This window comes from Burkholderia sp. Ac-20349 (genome assembly GCF_017104865.1).
Taxonomy (GTDB): Bacteria; Pseudomonadota; Gammaproteobacteria; order Burkholderiales; family Burkholderiaceae; genus Burkholderia; species Burkholderia aenigmatica.
On the sequence record NZ_JAAGPM010000008.1, the window covers coordinates 1 to 15585 of the forward strand.

Below are 15585 nucleotides of genomic sequence, written 5' to 3' on the forward strand. Positions count from 1 at the left end.
ACTCGTTCAACGAGTCGAAGCTGGTGACGGTGTGGTCGGGCTTCTCGCTGAAGTGGTACTCGGCGCTGCTGGACGACGACGAGCTGCTGACCGCCGCATGGCTGTCGCTGAAGATCGGCCTGCTGACGGCCACCGCGTCGGTCGTGATCGGCACGTGGGCGGGCTTCGTGCTCGCGCGCTTCGGCCGCTTCAAGGGCTTCACGCTGTACACGGGGATGATCAACGCGCCGCTGGTGATTCCGGAAGTGATCCAGGGCATCTCGCTGCTGCTGCTGTTCGTGGCGCTGGAGCAGATGTTCGGCTGGCCGAAGGGCCGCGGGATGGTGACGATCTGGATCGGTCACGTGATGCTGTGCGTGTCGTACGTGGCGATCATCGTGCAGTCGCGCGTGAAGGAGATGAACAAGTCGCTCGAAGAGGCGGCGCTCGACCTGGGCGCGACGCCGCTGAAGGTGTTCTTCGTGGTGACGCTGCCGCTGATCTCGCAGGCGCTGCTGTCCGGGTGGCTGCTGTCGTTCACGCTGTCGATCGACGATCTGGTGCTGTCGGCGTTCCTGTCCGGGCCGGGCTCGACGACGCTGCCGCTGGTGGTGTTCTCGCGCGTGCGGCTGGGGCTGAACCCGGAGATGAACGCACTGGCGACGCTGTTCATCACGGCCGTGACGATCGGCGTGATCGTCGTGAACCGGATGATGATCGCGCGTGAACGGCGCCGCATGGCCGACATGAAGGCGGCGTTTGCGGTGGCGTGACGCCGGGTGTCATGGCGTGACGAAAGCGACGGCGGGCGCGTGACGGGCCCGCCGTTTGCGTGGGGCGCTCGCTTGCAGGGCGGGGTAACCGGTCGGTCTTGCGCCGCGCGCTTTGCTGGCATCATGTCGGACAATTCACCGACGTGCGTTCTCCCGATGACAACCGTTCCCGACGTTACGCTTCAACTGACCGACACCGAGCAGCCGGGCGCACACGATCTCATCAGCCGCAAGCTCGGCGAATTCAATCACGCGATGACGGGGCGCGCCGACGCGGCCGCGCTCGACGTGTACGTCACCGATTCCGCGACCGGCGAGATCGTGGGTGGCCTCACGGGGCGCACGTCGCTCGGCCTCTTCTTCATCGATCTCTTTTACCTGCCCGAATCGCTGCGTGGCGGCGGCTTCGGCAGCCGGTTGCTGCGCGAGGCCGAAGCGGAAGCGAAACGACGCGGATGCGCGCGTGCGGTGCTTTACACGATCTCGTTCCAGGCGCCGGATTTCTACCGGAAGCAGGGTTACGAAGCGTTCGGCGAAGTGCCGTGCGAGCCGGAAGGCACGTCGCGCGTGTTCATGGTGAAGGTGCTCTGAATCGTTTCAGCCGGTTCGCGCCGCGCGGCATGCACGGCGACGCAGCGCGAACGACGGCGTTCGGGCGTCGGCGTCCGGGCGCCGGCCCCACGCGAGGGCGGCGTCACTGAATGCTCGCCGCGCGCCGGCGGGAACCGCCCCGTGCGAACCGCCACGGGGCGCATGCCACGCGTGTCAGCAATGCTCGAGCGCGTACGACAGGTCGGCGATCAGGTCGTCCGGATGTTCGAGCCCGACCGATACGCGAATCAACCCTTCCGACACGCCCGCCGCCGCACGCGCCTGGGCCGGCACGCCCGAATGCGTCGTCGACGCCGGATGGCAGATCAGCGACTCCGTGCCGCCGAGGCTGACGGCCGACTTGAAGAGCGTCAGGTGGTTGATGAACCGGAACGCCTGCTCGCGGCCGCCGTCGAGGATGAACGCGAAGGTCGAGCCGGGCCCGCTGCATTGGCGCTGGTAGACGGCCTGGTAGGCCGGATCGTCGATGAGCTCGGGGTGCAGCACGCGCACGGGCCGATGCGGATTGCCGGCGAGCCAGCGGGCGACGGCGCTGCCGCTGCGTGCGGCCTGCTGCATGCGCAGCACGAGCGTTTCCATCGAGCGGGTGATCATCCACGACGAATGCGGGTCGAGCTGCGAGCCGAGCGTGCTGCGGATCGAGCGGATCTTCGTGATCAGCTCACGCGTGCCCGTGACGCCGCCGGCGACGAGGTCGCTATGCCCGCCGATGTATTTCGTCAGCGAGTACACGCTCAGGTCGATGCCTTGCCGCGACGGCTTCTGGTACAGCGGCCCGAGCAGCGTGTTGTCGCAGACCGACAGCGGGCGATAGCCGTGGCGTGCCTCGAATGCATCGATCTCGCTGCGCAGCCCGTCGAGGTCGAACAGCGCGTTGGTCGGGTTGGCGGGCGTCTCGATGTAGCACATCCGCACGTTGCCCTTTTGCGCGGCCGCTTCGAGCGCGGCGCGGATCGCGTGGGTGGACAGCCCGTCGGCGATCACTTCGGAGCGGATGCCCCACTCGGGCAGGAACTTCGAGATCAGCGTTTCGGTGCCGCCATACAGCGGCACGGACTGGACGACGCAGTCGCCCGGCCGCAGGAACGTCAGCAGGATCGCGGCGATGGCCGACATGCCGCTCGACGTCGCGACGGCCGCTTCGGAATCGTCGAGCAGGGCGAGGCGATCCTCGACGATCTCCAGGTTCGGGTGATTGAAACGGCTGTAGACGAGGCCCGCGCCTTCGCCTTCGGGCGAAGGCTTGCGCCCGGCCACGACGTCGAAGAATTCGGCGCCGTCCTCGGCCGTGCGGAACGCGAAGGTCGACGTGAGGAACACGGGCGGCTTCACCGATCCTTCCGACAGGAACGGATCGTAGCCGTACGACATCATCTGGGTTTCGGGATGGAGTTCCCGGCCTGCAATCTTGCGCTTGTGATAGTTGCGATAGGCCATGCAGTGCTCCGTGCAGGGTGGTGAGGAACGGCCGTTGCAGCGGTGGCATGATGCGTGCGGTGCCGGGTAGGCACCGGTCGTCGCGACCGCGTGTGGCGATACTACTCCGAAGGCGCTGCTTCGTGACGCACCCCTGACACGATCGTCAGGGTGTCGCCTGTTCGACGATCATGTCGTACAGGGCACGGGCGGCCGGCGACAGTTGCGCACTCTTGCGCGTGACGAGCACGAGCGTGCGCGATACCGCCGGCTCGACGAGCGCGATCGTGCGGATCATCGGATACGCGTTCTTCTGGATCGCGAGCTTCGGCACCACGGCCGCACCGAGCCCCTCCGCGACGAGCCCGAGCGCCGTCGAGCTGCGCTGCACCTCGTAGAACGAATGCAGCGACACGCCGCTCGTCTTCAGTGCGCCGTCGAGCAGCCCGCGATTGCCGCTCACTTCGCCGGCGAAGATCAGCGGATGCGGTTGTAACGCCGCCCAGCGAATGCGCCGCCGCTTCGCGAGCGGATGATCGTCGCGGCACACCAGCACATAGGGATCGCTCGTCAGCGGCACGTTGACCAGTTCGGGATGCTGGTCGCCGGCAATGCCGATACCGAACTCGGCCTCGCGATGCAGCACGGCCTGCAGCACCGACGCCGACGCGTGATCGAGGATCTTCACGCGATCGTGCGGCCGGTGCGCGGAGAACGCGCGCAGGATGCGCGGCAGGTATTGCACGCCGACCGTCGGCACGCACGCGATCGTGACGTCGCCGCGCTGGCTCAGGCCGGTTTCGCGAATTTCGGTGAGCGCGTCGGACAGCTCGTTCAGCAGCCGGCGTGCTTGCGGCAGGAAGCGGCGGCCGATTTCGGTGAGTGTGGTGCGGCGCGTGGTGCGCTCGACGAGCGCGACGCCGAGAAAAGTTTCGAGCTTGCGCAGCCGCTGCGTGATGGCCGTCTGCGTGACGTGCAGCGTGTCGGCTGCCTGCCGGAAGCTGCCGCCGTCGGCGATCGCGACGAAGGCCTGGACACCGAGCGTATCGATTTTCATCGGAAAGTTGAATCAATCACGATATTAAATTCATTTTACTGAACGCCGTGGCGATCGCAGAATGCGATGGTTCGACGGCTAGCGGCATCCCATCCGCGTAGAAGGCAAGGCCGTCCACGCCGACCAGGAGAAACGACATGACGACCCCACTCGATCGATACGCCGCCCAGTATGTGCAATTCGAGGACGAACGCACGCGGCCGATCCGCGATCTGCTGGCCGCCGTGCCGGACACGCCGATCCATACCGCGATCGACATCGGCTGCGGGCCCGGCAATTCGACGGAGGCGCTGATCGCGCGTGCGCCGGACGCCACGGTTCATGGGATCGATGCCTCGGCGGACATGATCGACGCCGCGCGCAAGCGCCTGCCGGACTTGCGTTTCGATGTCGTGGATATCTCCACTTGGGACGATCCGGGCGGCTACGACCTGATTCTCGCGAATGCGGTGCTGCAATGGGTGCCTGCGCACGATACGCTGTTTCCGTCGCTCGTCGGCCGGCTCGCGCCGGGCGGCCATCTTGCGGTGCAGATGCCCGACAACCTCGACGAACCCGCGCACCGGCTGATGCGCGAGGTTGCCGCGGCCGGGCCGTGGGCGGACAAGCTGAAAGGCGCGGCACGCACCGAGCGGTTCGACGCGCGTTATTACCACGCACTGCTGTCGCCGCTGTGCTCGCGGGTGGACGTGTGGCGCACGACCTATTACCACCCGTTGCGCGGCGGAGCCGACGCGGTCGTCGAATGGTTCAAGGGCAGCGCGCTGCGGCCGTTCCTCGCGGCGCTCGACGACGGCGAGCGCGCGGCGTTTCTCGCGCGGTATCGCGAGGCGATCGCAGGGCCGGGCGGCTATCCGGCGCTCGCCGACGGCACCGTGCTGTTGCCGTTCCCGCGTCTGTTCATCGTCGCGACGCGGACGTGATGCGGCCGTGACTCAGCCATGACCCGGCCATGACCCGGCCATGACCCGGCCATGAAGCGCGGGCGGCGGTGCGTCAGCGCGCCGGCCGCATCGATTCCGGGTCGATCGTGCGGATCCGCGCGGTCTGCCCGTCGCGCAGGTCCTTGTACCAGAACAGCGCCACCTCACCGTCGTTCTCGTCGTCCGCGTACAGCAGGCGATCGTGTCCGCCCAGCACGAAGCCCGAGCGCGCATACGTGCTGCACGCGGCGACATTGTTCGACTGCGTCTCCAGCCGCATGAAGCCGAACCCGTGGCTGCGCGCCCAGGCTTCGGCGGCCGCCAGCAGCAACTGCCCGATGCCTTGCCGCCGGCAGTGGCGGTCGACGGCCAGCTCCGCGATCTCGGCCATCCCGTTCCAGCTCTGGCCGATCGCCACGAACCCGGCGAGCCGGTTGCCGGCCGTCGCACGAAAGAGCGCCGTCTTGCCGGACGCCTCGTCCGCCCAGCCGGCCGGATCGAAGCCGTAATTCTTGCGCCGCGCCGGCAGCGCGCGGAGGTCGAGCAAGTCCTGATACGGCGCGTTCAATTCCCAGGCGATGTCGAACGAGAAGTCGCATCGGTCCAGTTCATCGGCGGGCAGCCCGCTCGTCTGTTCGATGCTGATGTGTTCGGCTCGGTCCATGTGTCGGTGTCCTGTCTTCTTCGGGATGGCGTGGTGTCGTCCGTCACGCGATCGCGGGCGTCGTGATGGGCGCCGCATCGCGTTTGTTCTTGTGTCGATTGTTTGCGCCCGCACAATTCGCCGTGCGCGAGACCGGTACAGACTGGCTGCGTCCGTGACCGCGGAACGCGGGCCAGCCATGAACCGGGCGGCGACGCAAACGTGTGCGGGGTTCGCGCGCCGGCTGCGGCGCTCGTTCAACCGACTGATTATGCGGGATTTCGGCGGTGGTACGGCGGCCGGCATCGGGGCGGTGCCGGCTGCCGCGCGTCTTGCTTCCGATCCGCATGGCCGTCGATCGCATGTGGATGAAAGACGACAGGAACCCGAATAAATGTTTACCGTTGCGTGACAACTCGATATATTCCGAAAAACATATCGAAGGTCGTGGCGTCGTCTGGCGCCACGTCGTCCACCCGCTCCACGAAAGCCGGAAGAGATTCTGACCGGCATCGCCGGAGCAACGCGTCGTCGCGGCATGCGCAACCGGTGCGCACGCTTCCCGACGCTGCAATACGAGCGGCCGCCCTGCGGCATGCCGCTTCCGCAAGCCCACACTGGCATCGAAACGACGCATCGTGCACGCGCATGAGGGGTAGGTGCGTGCGGCGATCCCGTGGCTTGCGCTTGTTCGTCAGTCGGTTCTTCGTCAACACGCCGCGCGTCGCGCTGCGACGCAGGCGCGCGCGTCAACGACGTGCGTCAACAACAAAAGGAAGTGAACGTGAAAAAGACCATCGTGGCCGCGGCCGCACTCGGGATGTTCGGCACCGCCGCCCACGCGCAAAGCAGCGTCACGCTCTATGGGCTGATCGATGCGGGTATCACGTATTCGAACAAGGTCGCGACGTCGGGCGGGCACGGCAAGCTCGTCAAGTACGGCGACGGCGTCGCGTCGGGCAGCCGCTGGGGCATCCGCGGCACCGAGGATCTCGGCGGCGGGCTGAAGGCGTTGTTCGTGCTGGAAAACGGCTTCAGCAGCGGCGATGGCTCGATCGGCCAGGGTGGCGCGCTGTTCGGCCGGCAGGCGTTCGTCGGCCTGTCGAAGAACGGAATCGGTTCGCTGACGTTCGGCCGCCAGTACTCGTTCTCGACCGACTACATCGGCGCGAACTATTCGATGGGCAGCCAGACGCCGGCCGGCAACTACGCGTATCACATCAACGACCTCGACCAGCTGACGTCGAGCCGCATCAACAACGCAGTGAAGTTCCAGAGTGCGAACTTTGCGGGTCTCACGTTCGGCGCGATGTACGGCTTCTCGAACTCGACGCAGTTCGCGGGCACGCCGACCACGACCGGTGCGAACGGCGCGCAGGGTTCGTCGAGCGCGTACAGCTTCGGTGCGAACTATGCGCAAGGGCCGTTCGGCATCGGCGCCGCGTACACGAACATCCGCTTCCCGAACGGTGCGACGCCCGCGTTCGGCGTGAGCATCGCGAACATCAACACGCAAGGGCTGCGCGACCTCGAGACGGTCGGCGTCGGCGCGCGCTATGCGATCGCGGCGGCGCTCGTGTGGGCGAACTGGACGCATACGAAGTTCGTGCCGCTGTCGGGCGAATCGTCGAAGCTGAACAACTACGAAATCGGTGGCCGCTATGCGTTCACGCCGGCCCTGAGCGGCGGGCTCGGCTACACGTTCTCGAAGCTCGACGGCCGCTTTGACGGCAAGTGGCACCAGGTCAACGCCGCGGTCGACTATGCGCTGTCGAAGCGTACGGACGTCTACGTGAGCGCGGCCTATCAGAAGGCGTCGGGCAGCAACACGATCAACGGCCGCGCGGTGCCGGTCCAGGCCGAGATCGGCTCGTCGGGGTCGTTCATCGGCAACGCAGGCGCGAACACGCAGTTCGTCACGCGGATCGGTCTGCGTCACAAGTTCTGATCGACCGCGCACGCGAGCGGGCGCTCCATCGGGGCGCCCGTTTCGCTGTGGCGTGCGGAGAAGTGCGACTGGGCACCGGTTCGCGAATCGATATATTCTCCTGTGCATATCGAAACGACGAACGACGGAACCCACCCCCTTTCACCCGTACGGGAGCACCATCTTGAATTCGATGCACCGCGAAGCCGTCGGCGAAGCCTTTTCGCTCGACGCGATGCAGCATGCAAGAACCATGACCTGGCAGGCTGTCGACGCGATCGCCGCGGGCATCCGGCCCGGCATGCGGGAATCGGAGGCGAACGCGCTGGGGCTGAGCGTGCTGAAGGATCTCGGGATGGACCGGATCTGGCATCCGGTGCTCGTCCGCTTCGGAGAAAACACGCTGCGCACGTTCAAGGAGCGCTCGGTGGCGGACCCCGTCCTCGCCGCCGACGACATCTTCTTCATCGACCTGGGCGCGGTGTGGGCGAAGCATGAAGGCGACGCGGGCGCGACGTTCGTGTGCGGCGACGATCCCGACATGCATGCGTGTGCGCGAGCGGCGCGCGCGATCTACGACGAAGTCGAACATCACTGGCGCACGACCGGCTGCGCGGGTATCGCGCTGTACGAATTCGCCGTGCAACGCGCCGACGCGCACGGCTTCCGGCTGAACGTCGACATCAAGGGGCATCGCGTCAGCGACTTTCCGCACGCGATCTACAAGGCCGGCAATCTCGGTGACTTCGATGCCGCGCCGGCGGCCGGGCTGTGGATCCTCGAAATCCAGATCGCGCACTCGACGCGGCCATTCGGCGCGTTCTACGAGGATCTGCTCGTATAACGCATCCCCATCGGCTGGAAAAGCATTCGGGCGCAACGTCGCACGTTGCGCCCGAATGCGTGCCGGCCCAATGCGGGCGGCCGGCACGGTCTGGCCAGGCCGTCAGATGTTGATCGTGACGGGGCCCGCGAGCGGCGTGTAGCCGTCGTCGAACAGGTACCACGCATCGTACTGCCCCGACGCCAGCGTGCTGTTGGCCGTGGACGAGAACAGCAGCGAGCCGGTGCTCTTCGGCAGGTATGCCCACGATTTGTAGCTGCCCTTGGTCGGCTGCGCGCCATGCGCAAAGATACCGACCCAGTTCTTCGGGCTGTGACTCCACGGCGGTGCGACGTAGTCAAAGCGCAGCGTGCCGAACGTCGAGCCCTGCGACGCGAGCGACGCGACGAATTGCTTGCCGGTATTGCCGATCGCCGAATCCGTGAGCAGCGCGCCGGATTGCGTCTGCACGCAGCCGGCCACGCGGCGCAGGAAGTTCGGATCGTTCGCGTCGCGGATGCTGGCGTCGTACCAGCCGCCGTCGCCATACCATGTGACCGCTTGCGTCGCGCCGGCCGCGACGGTGAACGACTGCCGCGTGTTCATCCCGTATGCGTTGTCGGTGAGCTGGAACGTCGTCGCGCTGGACCCTGCGGAATTGTCGAGCGTGATCTGCACGTTGCCGTTCGCGACGTCGTAGCACAGGCTGATTTCGGCGCTCGATCCCGTGTTGGCGGACGAACCGATGCTGCCGCGGAACGTCTGCAGGAAGCCGTTCGGCCCGTAGACCGAATAGTCGTAGCTGCCGCCGCTGTTCAGCGCGAGCGAGTCCGACAGGTTCGCGCACTGGGTCGCGCTGGCCGCGATCGTGTAATGCCGCGGGATCGTGCTCGTGCCGTCGACCCACGCCTGCAAGTGGACGCCCGCGGTGCCGGTGTTGGTCATCGTCAGCGCCAGCGCGTTGCCGGCGCGGTTGACCTTGCCTTGCACGAAGAACTCGTAGGGCAGGCGGCACGCGGTGCTGCGGCCGGCGGTCTGTGCCGGCACCGCGGTGGTGGTCGGGTAGGGGATCAGGACGGCCGGACCGTTCGGGTTCATGTTGCTCGCCGGCGGCTGGATCGCGGGCACCGTCTGGTCGGCGTTCGAAAAATCGAAGGCCGACGTCAGGTCGCCGCACACCGCGCGTCGCCACGGCGAGATATTGGTTTCCTGAAACCCGAAGCGCGCTTCCAGGAACCGGACCACCGACGTGTGATCGAAGACCTGCGAATTCACCTTGCCGCCCTTCGACCACGGCGAGATCACGAACATCGGCACGCGCGGCCCGAGCCCGATCGGCACGTCGCCGCTGGCCGAGCCGTCCGATGCGCTGCCGCTGCTGGCGACGAATTCCGCGGCCGTCGAGACGGTCGACTGCCCGGTGCCGGCCGCGGAGCTGGCCGGGACGGCGGGCGGCACGTGATCGAACAGGCCGTCGTTCTCGTCGTACATCACGAGCAGGACCGTGCTGGCCCAGACCTTCGGATTCGAGGTCAACGCATTCAGCACGTTGCTCACGTACCATTCGCCGCCGCTCGCGGCCCACGACGGATGCTCGCAGTACGCGTAAGGTGCGGCGATCCACGACACTTGCGGCAACGTGTCGTTCGCGACGTCGGCCTGCAGCTGGCTGAACAGGTTCGTGTCGTATTCCTTGCCGCCGCCGCTCGGGTCGATCTGCGTGCCGTTGAGCGCGGGCGCGAGCGGATCGTTGGCGCCGAGGTTCTGGTACTGCTTGAAGTTGAGAACGATGTTGTCGCCGTAGTTCCCGTTCCACCACAGCGTGCTGCCGGCGCTGTTGGAATTGCCGTACGCATGGCCGGAATCCAGGCCGTTGCCCTTGTCCTGATAGAACTTCCACGTGACGCCGGCCGCGTTCAGCCGTTCCGGCAGGGTCGTCCAGCCGGTGCCGGTCATCGTGTTGTCCGTGTACGGCGAATAGCCCGGCACGTTGCCGCAGCAGCCGGTCCACAGATACAGCCGGTTCGGGTCGGTTGGGCCGAGCATCGAGCAGTGGTAGTCGTCGCACACCGTGAACGCGCTCGCCAGCGCGTAGTAGAACGGGACGTCGTTCTGCGTGAAGTAGTACATCGTGCCGCTGGTCTTCGCGGCGGTCCAGTTGTCGTAGCGGCCGTTGTTCCAGGCGCTGTGCGTGGTGCCCCAGTCGTGAGGGAGGTCGCCGTAGTAGGTGTCGCCATTCGCCGTGCCGAAGGGCGGGGACGGGTTGAACGGGAACACGTAGGACAGCATCCAGGGCTGGCGCCACACCGGATACCCGCTCGAAATCACGACCGGCCGCGGATCGCCGAAGCCGCGCGCGCCGCCCAGCGTGCCGAGGTAGTGGTCGAACGAGCGGTTTTCCTGCATCAGGATCACGACGTGCTTCACGTCCTGGATCGTGCCGGTGACGGTGGCTGCCGGAATGGCCTGCGCGCGCGCGATGCTTTCGGGCAGCATGCCCGTGATCGCGGTGGCACCGGCGAGCTTCAATGCATCGGCGAGGAACTGACGTCGGGTTGTGGGTTTGTTTTGCATGATCGCTCTCTGTCTTGGATGACGGGCCTTGCGGCCGGCGTCGGTCAGTGGCACGCGCTCGCGCAGTGCAGGACGGGCGTGGACGCCGAGCCCGGTGCGGCCGCACGCGCGGCCGCCACGTTGGCCGCGGTGCCCGAGTCGCCATCGCCGCAAGCGGCCAGCGTGCACAGGAGCGCGATCATGAAAACGCCGCGCCAGTGCGGAAAGCGGCTTTCCGACTGGTGCGAGTTGACGATTGGCTTTCTGTTTGATTCGAATCGGATTCCTGAATGATCGGGACGGTTGCTGCGTGCTCCGTATTTCATTACCCCTCCAGAGATGAAAAATGAACCGCAGAGAATAGCGCCCGAATCAGAACAACTTCATGACAGGCCACCCGCGCGTGCCTGCCACTTGCAACAGCCTGGAGTCGGGATTGGTGGCGACCGGATGCGTGACGTAATCCAGCAGCGGCACGTCGTTGAACGAATCGCTGTAGAAGTAGGTGCGCTCGAAATCGGACGGCGCGTAGCCGAGTGTTTCCAGCCACTCGGTGGTGCGCACGATCTTCCCTTCGCGGAAGCTCGGCACGCCCGTACTGCGCCCGGTAAACGCACCGTCCGGCGTGCCGTCGTCGGTATCGAGCTCGATGCCGAGCAGGTGCTCTATGCCGAATTCCGCCGCGATCGGCCGCGTGACGAAGACGTTGGTCGCCGTCACGATGCAACAGAGATCGCCGTTCTCGCGATGGCGGTCGACCAGCTCGCGCGCCTGCGGCGTGATCGCCGGACGAATCACTTCGTCCATGAATCGCGCATGCCAGCGTTCGAGCACCTTGCGCGGATAGCGGGTGAGCGGCGCGAGCGTCACGGCGAGATACGCGTCCATGTCGAGCGTGCCGGCCGCATAGTGGCCGTAGTGCTCGTCGATCAGCGCCACATGCGCGTCGTCTTCCCGCCAGCCCACTCGCGTGATGAAGCGGCTCCAGGCCTGGTCGCTGTCGAGCGGCAGCAGCGTGTGGTCGAGGTCGAACAGCGCGAGATTCTTGTACATGGGGGCTCCTTGTGTTGCGTGTTCATGCGCCGATGAGCTTCTCGATCGCGTCTTTCGCGTTCTTGCCGTCGATGGTCGTGACGCCGTCGAGCCACTTCGACAGCACGCCGGGGTTCTTCTTCGCCCATTCCTTCGCGACCGCGACCGGATCGGCGTGATTCATGATCGGCACCATCAGCTGGTTCTCTTCGTCGGTCGTGAACTTCAGGTTGGTCAGCAGCCGGCCGACGTTCGGGCAGCGTTCGAGGTAGCCGGGCGTGACGAGCGTATAGACCTTCGCCGAGCCGTAGTTAGGGCCGAACACGCCGTCGCCGCCGTCGAGATAGGCGATCTTGTAGTTGATGTTCATCGGATGCGGCTCCCACGCGAGGAACACGATCATCCGATGCTCCTGCACCGCGCGCGTGACCTGGACGAGCATCCCGGCTTCGCTCGATTCGACCAGCTTGAAGCCGCCGAGCCCGAACTCGTTCTTGTCGATCATCCGCTGGATCAGCGCGTTGCCGTTGTTGCCGGCGCCGATCCCGTAGATCTTGCCGTCGAGCTGGTCGCGGAACTTCGCGATATCGGCAAAGCTCCTGAGGCCCTTGTCCGACGCGTATTGCGGCACGGCCAGCGTATAGCGCGCGCCGACCAGGTTCGGTTGCGGCAGCTGGTGGACGGCGCCGGCATCGACGAACGGCTTCACCGTCGGCGTCATGCTCGGATCCCAGTAGCCGAGGAACGCGTCGATCTGCGCCTTCTTTACGCCGGCGAGCACGATCGGCGGCGACGCGATCGTCTTGGTCGCCTCGTACCCGAGCCCGTCGAGCAGCATCATCGCGACGCCGGTGGTGGCTGCGATGTCGCTCCAGCCGACATCGCCGAGCGTCACCTTTTTGCAGACGTCGCCTTCCGACGCGTGAGCGGGGGCCGTCGCCAGCGCTGCCAGCAGTGTTGCGCCCAGCATCCATGCCTTCTTAATCATGTTGGTCTCCTAAGCAAATGTTCCGGATCGTGTTGCCTGAATGGTCTGACGATTGATCGTACTGATCGGATGAAACAAACGAACTTGGGTCTGGCTTTGTAGTTTTGCGTACCGTATATTAGAACGCACAAATTCGCAAGATCGCACAAAAATACAACTCGCCGGTTGCCGGGCTTGGCAACCGGCGGGCGAAGGCAAGGAGAGTCGGGCGGCGGCCCTCGCGGGCCGTGCTTCATCAGGTAGACCAGGCAAAGCAAGGAGACCTCGCATGATCAGTCAGCTGGAAATCATTTCTCGCCTGTTGCTGGCGGCATTGCTCGGCAGCATCGTCGGCATCGAGCGCGAGCGCCTGTCGTGGGCGGCCGGGTTGCGCACGCACATGCTGGTGGCCGTGGGCGCCGCGCTCGTGATGATCGTGTCGGCGTTCGGGTTCGCGGATATCCAGAATGCGAAGAACGTGTCGCTGGACCCGTCGCGCGTCGCCGCGCAGGTGGTGTCGGGCATCGGCTTCCTCGGTGCCGGGTCGATCATGCTGCGCGGCGAGATCATCCGCGGCCTGACGACCGCGGCGAGCCTGTGGGTCGTGGCGGCGGTCGGGCTGGCGGTGGGCGGCGGCATGTATGTGGCTGCGATCGCCGCGACGGCGATCGTGCTCGCGATCCTGGCCGGCCTGAAGCCGATCGAGAAGCGCTTCTTCGCCGCGCGGCAGCGCTGGGGCGTGCGCATCCTCGCGAGCCGCGGCGCCGTGAAACTGACGTCGCTGCAGGCGATGCCCGGTATCGACCAGGCGCGCATCGCCCAGTTCATCATCGAACAGGACGATGCAGCGCCAGACGACGACCGCATCCACGTGGTGTTTTCAAAGATGACGAGCAGCGAGGTCCAGGCGGTCCGTCAATCCCTGCAGACCCTCGTCGGCATCAAAAAGATGGAGGAGAGCGCAGCATAGTTCGCCATTCGAATAACATTGACGTTCATTCCGAGGACATTCCATGTGGCAAGAAGAGCGATACCAGAGGATCCGGCTTCTGTTATCGAAGATGCAGCGCGTTTCCACCGACCGGATCATGGCCGACCTGAACGTGTCGCGGGAAACCGTGCGTCGCGATCTCGTCGACCTCGAGGCGCTCGGTGAACTGAAGCGCGTACACGGCGGCGCGGTGCAGGTGGGCGACGAAGCGCCGATCGCCGAGCGCGCGCAGACGCACGTGAAGGCGAAGCTGGCGATCGCCCGCGCGGCGGCCCGGCTGGTCACGGGCTCGCAGACGTTGTTCATCGACGCGGGCACGACCACGACGCTGCTGGCCGAGGAACTGGCGAAGCTGTCGGGCCTCACGATCGTCACGAACTCGATCGACGTCGCACTGAAGATGCGGTCGAGCGACCCGGCACAGGCGAATAACGAAACGATCCTGCTCGGCGGGATGATCGGGAGCCGCGCGGCCGCGACCGTCGGCGACGGCACGGTCGCCGAAATCTTCCGCTACCGCGCCGACCTCGCGCTGCTGTCGCCGGTGGGCGTCGATGCCGTCCGAGGCGCGACCAACTACGACCGGATGGAAACCGAGGTGGCGCGCGCGATGGTCAGCAACGCGGCGGACGTCGCGATCCTGGCCGATTTCAGCAAGCTCGGCACGAACAGCCGGATCAGCTTCTGCGAGCCGGCGCGGATCGGTGCGCTGGTGACGGACTCGAAGGCGGAATCGGTCGACAGCTTCAAGAGCCTCAAGAAAGTCATCAAGAACATCGTGCTGGCGTAGTGCCGGGCAGCGTGGGGCACGATCGGCCGCCGTTATGCCGCCCATGCGGCGCGCATGCTGTCGGCCGGTTTTTTAGCGGCGTAATATATCCATCGATACAACGAAGGCCCGCCTACCGGCGGGCCGTCATGGAGGCGGGCGATGGAGATGGCAGGGACGGCGGCGCCTTCGGCGCATCAGGCGGCGGCAGGCTCGATCGCGCTGACGGGCGCATTCGAGCGGCCGATGACGGTGACGCTCGACGACCTGCGCCTGCATGCGAGCGCGACGGCCGAGCCGTTCGACCTGCGCTGCTTCACGACCAACCGCTTCATCCGCGCGGTCGCGCCGTATCGTGGCGCACGGCTGAAGGACCTGCTCGATGTGGCCGGGCTGCGCAACGACGCGCCGGGTGACTTCAAGCGCATGGTGTTCATCGCGCATGCGCACGACGGCTACGCGGTCACGTTTTCCTGGCATGAACTATTCAACACGCCCGTCGGCGAGCACGTGATCGTCGCGTTCGAATGCGGCGACGCGCCGCTGTCGATCGACGACGGCGCGCCGCTGCTGTTCTCGGGCGCCGACCTTCTGCCCGCACCGCGCCACGTGAAGCGGCTGGCCGGCATCGTCGCGCGCGTGCTCGAGGTCTGAGCCGGCACGCAGGCGGCCGCGTGCGCTGCACCGGCCATCGTGTATGCTTGCCCGCATCGTTCAAAGGGCGGGACAACATGAAGACACCGGCACACCCCAAGCCTGAGGTGCGGTTCAGGATGCGTATCCAGCAGGCCGACACGATCGCGCTCGGCCCGGGCAAGGTCGCGCTGCTCGAAGCCGTGCGCGAGCACGGTTCGATTTCGGCGGCGGCGCGTAGCCTGAAGATGTCGTACCGGCGTGCGTGGTTGCTGATGGACGAACTGAACCGCTCGCTGAAATCGCCGGCGACGGTGTCCGAGCATGGCGGGCAGAGCGGCGGCGGCAGCGTGCTCACACCGGTCGGCGAGGAGATCATCCGCCTCTATCGCGAGATCGAGGCGCGTGCTTACGCGGCTTGCGCCGACGAAATTACCGCGCTCACGAAAATGGTGCGGCGCTGAAGGTACGCCGCATGTGCGCTTGC

At 66.1% G+C, this 15585-nt stretch carries 17 protein-coding genes; 9 read left to right on the plus strand and 8 right to left on the minus strand.

What is annotated here, in order from left to right; genetic code table 11:
- Together G3N61_RS04255 and G3N61_RS04260 are read left to right on the plus strand one after the other, a co-directional pair.
- Positions 1-752, plus strand: a 752-nt coding sequence (locus G3N61_RS04255) for an ABC transporter permease subunit (protein WP_205821665.1), incomplete at its 5' end; no start/stop codon positions are given.
- A 156-nt stretch (positions 753-908) separates the two neighbouring features.
- The gene (locus G3N61_RS04260; protein WP_205821666.1) at positions 909-1343 is read left to right on the plus strand and encodes a GNAT family N-acetyltransferase; all 435 of its coding nucleotides are present in this window, start codon (positions 909-911) and stop codon (positions 1341-1343) included.
- Between the two features lie 174 nt (positions 1344-1517).
- Here G3N61_RS04260 and G3N61_RS04265 read toward each other — a convergent pair whose 3' ends face one another.
- Together G3N61_RS04265 and G3N61_RS04270 are read right to left on the minus strand one after the other, a co-directional pair.
- Entirely contained in the window at positions 1518-2801 is a 1284-nt protein-coding gene (locus G3N61_RS04265) for a cystathionine gamma-synthase family protein (RefSeq protein WP_043178739.1), read from the minus strand.
- Between the two features lie 145 nt (positions 2802-2946).
- Entirely contained in the window at positions 2947-3837 is an 891-nt protein-coding gene (locus G3N61_RS04270) for a LysR family transcriptional regulator (protein WP_043178737.1), read from the minus strand.
- Between the two features lie 137 nt (positions 3838-3974).
- On the opposite strand from G3N61_RS04270, the gene tam reads away from it, so the two are divergent.
- Positions 3975-4760, plus strand: coding sequence for a trans-aconitate 2-methyltransferase (gene tam, locus G3N61_RS04275; protein ID WP_205821667.1), 786 nt, complete (start codon positions 3975-3977; stop codon positions 4758-4760).
- Between the two features lie 73 nt (positions 4761-4833).
- On the opposite strand, the gene G3N61_RS04280 is transcribed toward tam, so the two are convergent.
- Complete coding sequence (locus tag G3N61_RS04280) at positions 4834-5424, minus strand: GNAT family N-acetyltransferase (protein WP_205821668.1); 591 nt, start codon at positions 5422-5424, stop codon at positions 4834-4836.
- Between the two features lie 43 nt (positions 5425-5467).
- Positions 5468-6040 (minus strand): hypothetical protein, encoded by a 573-nt coding sequence (locus G3N61_RS04285; RefSeq protein WP_205821669.1) that lies wholly within the window; start codon positions 6038-6040, stop codon positions 5468-5470.
- A gap of 147 nt (positions 6041-6187) precedes the next feature.
- On the opposite strand from G3N61_RS04285, the gene G3N61_RS04290 reads away from it, so the two are divergent.
- Together G3N61_RS04290 and G3N61_RS04295 are read left to right on the plus strand one after the other, a co-directional pair.
- Positions 6188-7351 carry a porin gene (locus tag G3N61_RS04290; RefSeq protein WP_205821670.1) on the plus strand — a complete coding sequence of 388 codons (1164 nt, stop codon included), beginning with the start codon at positions 6188-6190 and terminating at the stop codon, positions 7349-7351.
- Positions 7352-7514: 163 nt separating this feature from the next.
- Positions 7515-8174 carry a M24 family metallopeptidase gene (locus G3N61_RS04295; RefSeq protein ID WP_205821671.1) on the plus strand — a complete coding sequence of 220 codons (660 nt, stop codon included), beginning with the start codon at positions 7515-7517 and terminating at the stop codon, positions 8172-8174.
- 102 nt (positions 8175-8276) lie between these two features.
- Here the strand turns inward: G3N61_RS04295 and G3N61_RS04300 are convergent, their stop codons facing one another.
- The 4 genes from G3N61_RS04300 to G3N61_RS04315 all read right to left on the minus strand — a co-directional run bounded on the left by G3N61_RS04300 (position 8277) and on the right by G3N61_RS04315 (position 12726).
- On the minus strand, positions 8277-10727 hold the full coding sequence (locus G3N61_RS04300; RefSeq protein ID WP_205821672.1) for a phospholipase C, phosphocholine-specific: 2451 nt from the start codon (positions 10725-10727) through the stop codon (positions 8277-8279).
- A 44-nt stretch (positions 10728-10771) separates the two neighbouring features.
- Positions 10772-10909, minus strand: a complete 138-nt coding sequence (locus tag G3N61_RS39420) for a hypothetical protein (RefSeq protein WP_226127085.1) — start codon at positions 10907-10909, stop codon at positions 10772-10774.
- Positions 10910-11078: 169 nt separating this feature from the next.
- Positions 11079-11759 (minus strand): HAD family hydrolase, encoded by a 681-nt coding sequence (locus tag G3N61_RS04310; protein WP_205821674.1) that lies wholly within the window; start codon positions 11757-11759, stop codon positions 11079-11081.
- A gap of 22 nt (positions 11760-11781) precedes the next feature.
- On the minus strand, positions 11782-12726 hold the full coding sequence (locus G3N61_RS04315; protein WP_205821675.1) for a choline ABC transporter substrate-binding protein: 945 nt from the start codon (positions 12724-12726) through the stop codon (positions 11782-11784).
- 268 nt (positions 12727-12994) lie between these two features.
- On the opposite strand from G3N61_RS04315, the gene G3N61_RS04320 reads away from it, so the two are divergent.
- The 4 genes from G3N61_RS04320 (at position 12995) to G3N61_RS04335 (ending at position 15562) form a co-directional block, all read left to right on the plus strand.
- On the plus strand, positions 12995-13675 hold the full coding sequence (locus G3N61_RS04320; protein WP_205821676.1) for an MgtC/SapB family protein: 681 nt from the start codon (positions 12995-12997) through the stop codon (positions 13673-13675).
- Between the two features lie 43 nt (positions 13676-13718).
- Positions 13719-14486, plus strand: coding sequence for a DeoR/GlpR family DNA-binding transcription regulator (locus G3N61_RS04325; RefSeq protein WP_043178726.1), 768 nt, complete (start codon positions 13719-13721; stop codon positions 14484-14486).
- A gap of 141 nt (positions 14487-14627) precedes the next feature.
- A complete protein-coding gene (locus G3N61_RS04330) occupies positions 14628-15119 on the plus strand; it encodes a molybdopterin-dependent oxidoreductase (protein WP_205821677.1) in 492 nt (163 codons plus the stop codon).
- 119 nt (positions 15120-15238) lie between these two features.
- The gene (locus tag G3N61_RS04335; protein ID WP_043178724.1) at positions 15239-15562 is read left to right on the plus strand and encodes a LysR family transcriptional regulator; all 324 of its coding nucleotides are present in this window, start codon (positions 15239-15241) and stop codon (positions 15560-15562) included.
- Positions 15563-15585 lie beyond the last annotated feature (23 nt).

Excerpts from the sequence above, each read along its gene's own strand:
- G3N61_RS04260 (WP_205821666.1), top strand. The coding sequence starts at position 909 with ATGACAACCGTTCCCGACGTTACGCTTCAACTGACCGACACCGAGCAG.
- G3N61_RS04265 (WP_043178739.1), bottom strand. The coding sequence starts at position 2,801 with ATGGCCTATCGCAACTATCACAAGCGCAAGATTGCAGGCCGGGAACTC.
- G3N61_RS04270 (WP_043178737.1), bottom strand. The coding sequence starts at position 3,837 with ATGAAAATCGATACGCTCGGTGTCCAGGCCTTCGTCGCGATCGCCGAC.
- tam (WP_205821667.1), top strand. The coding sequence starts at position 3,975 with ATGACGACCCCACTCGATCGATACGCCGCCCAGTATGTGCAATTCGAG.
- G3N61_RS04280 (WP_205821668.1), bottom strand. The coding sequence starts at position 5,424 with ATGGACCGAGCCGAACACATCAGCATCGAACAGACGAGCGGGCTGCCC.
- G3N61_RS04285 (WP_205821669.1), bottom strand. The coding sequence starts at position 6,040 with ATGCGTCGTTTCGATGCCAGTGTGGGCTTGCGGAAGCGGCATGCCGCA.
- G3N61_RS04300 (WP_205821672.1), bottom strand. The coding sequence starts at position 10,727 with ATGCAAAACAAACCCACAACCCGACGTCAGTTCCTCGCCGATGCATTG.
- G3N61_RS39420 (WP_226127085.1), bottom strand. The coding sequence starts at position 10,909 with ATGATCGCGCTCCTGTGCACGCTGGCCGCTTGCGGCGATGGCGACTCG.
- G3N61_RS04310 (WP_205821674.1), bottom strand. The coding sequence starts at position 11,759 with ATGTACAAGAATCTCGCGCTGTTCGACCTCGACCACACGCTGCTGCCG.
- G3N61_RS04315 (WP_205821675.1), bottom strand. The coding sequence starts at position 12,726 with ATGATTAAGAAGGCATGGATGCTGGGCGCAACACTGCTGGCAGCGCTG.
- G3N61_RS04320 (WP_205821676.1), top strand. The coding sequence starts at position 12,995 with ATGATCAGTCAGCTGGAAATCATTTCTCGCCTGTTGCTGGCGGCATTG.
- G3N61_RS04325 (WP_043178726.1), top strand. The coding sequence starts at position 13,719 with ATGTGGCAAGAAGAGCGATACCAGAGGATCCGGCTTCTGTTATCGAAG.
- G3N61_RS04330 (WP_205821677.1), top strand. The coding sequence starts at position 14,628 with ATGGAGATGGCAGGGACGGCGGCGCCTTCGGCGCATCAGGCGGCGGCA.
- G3N61_RS04335 (WP_043178724.1), top strand. The coding sequence starts at position 15,239 with ATGCGTATCCAGCAGGCCGACACGATCGCGCTCGGCCCGGGCAAGGTC.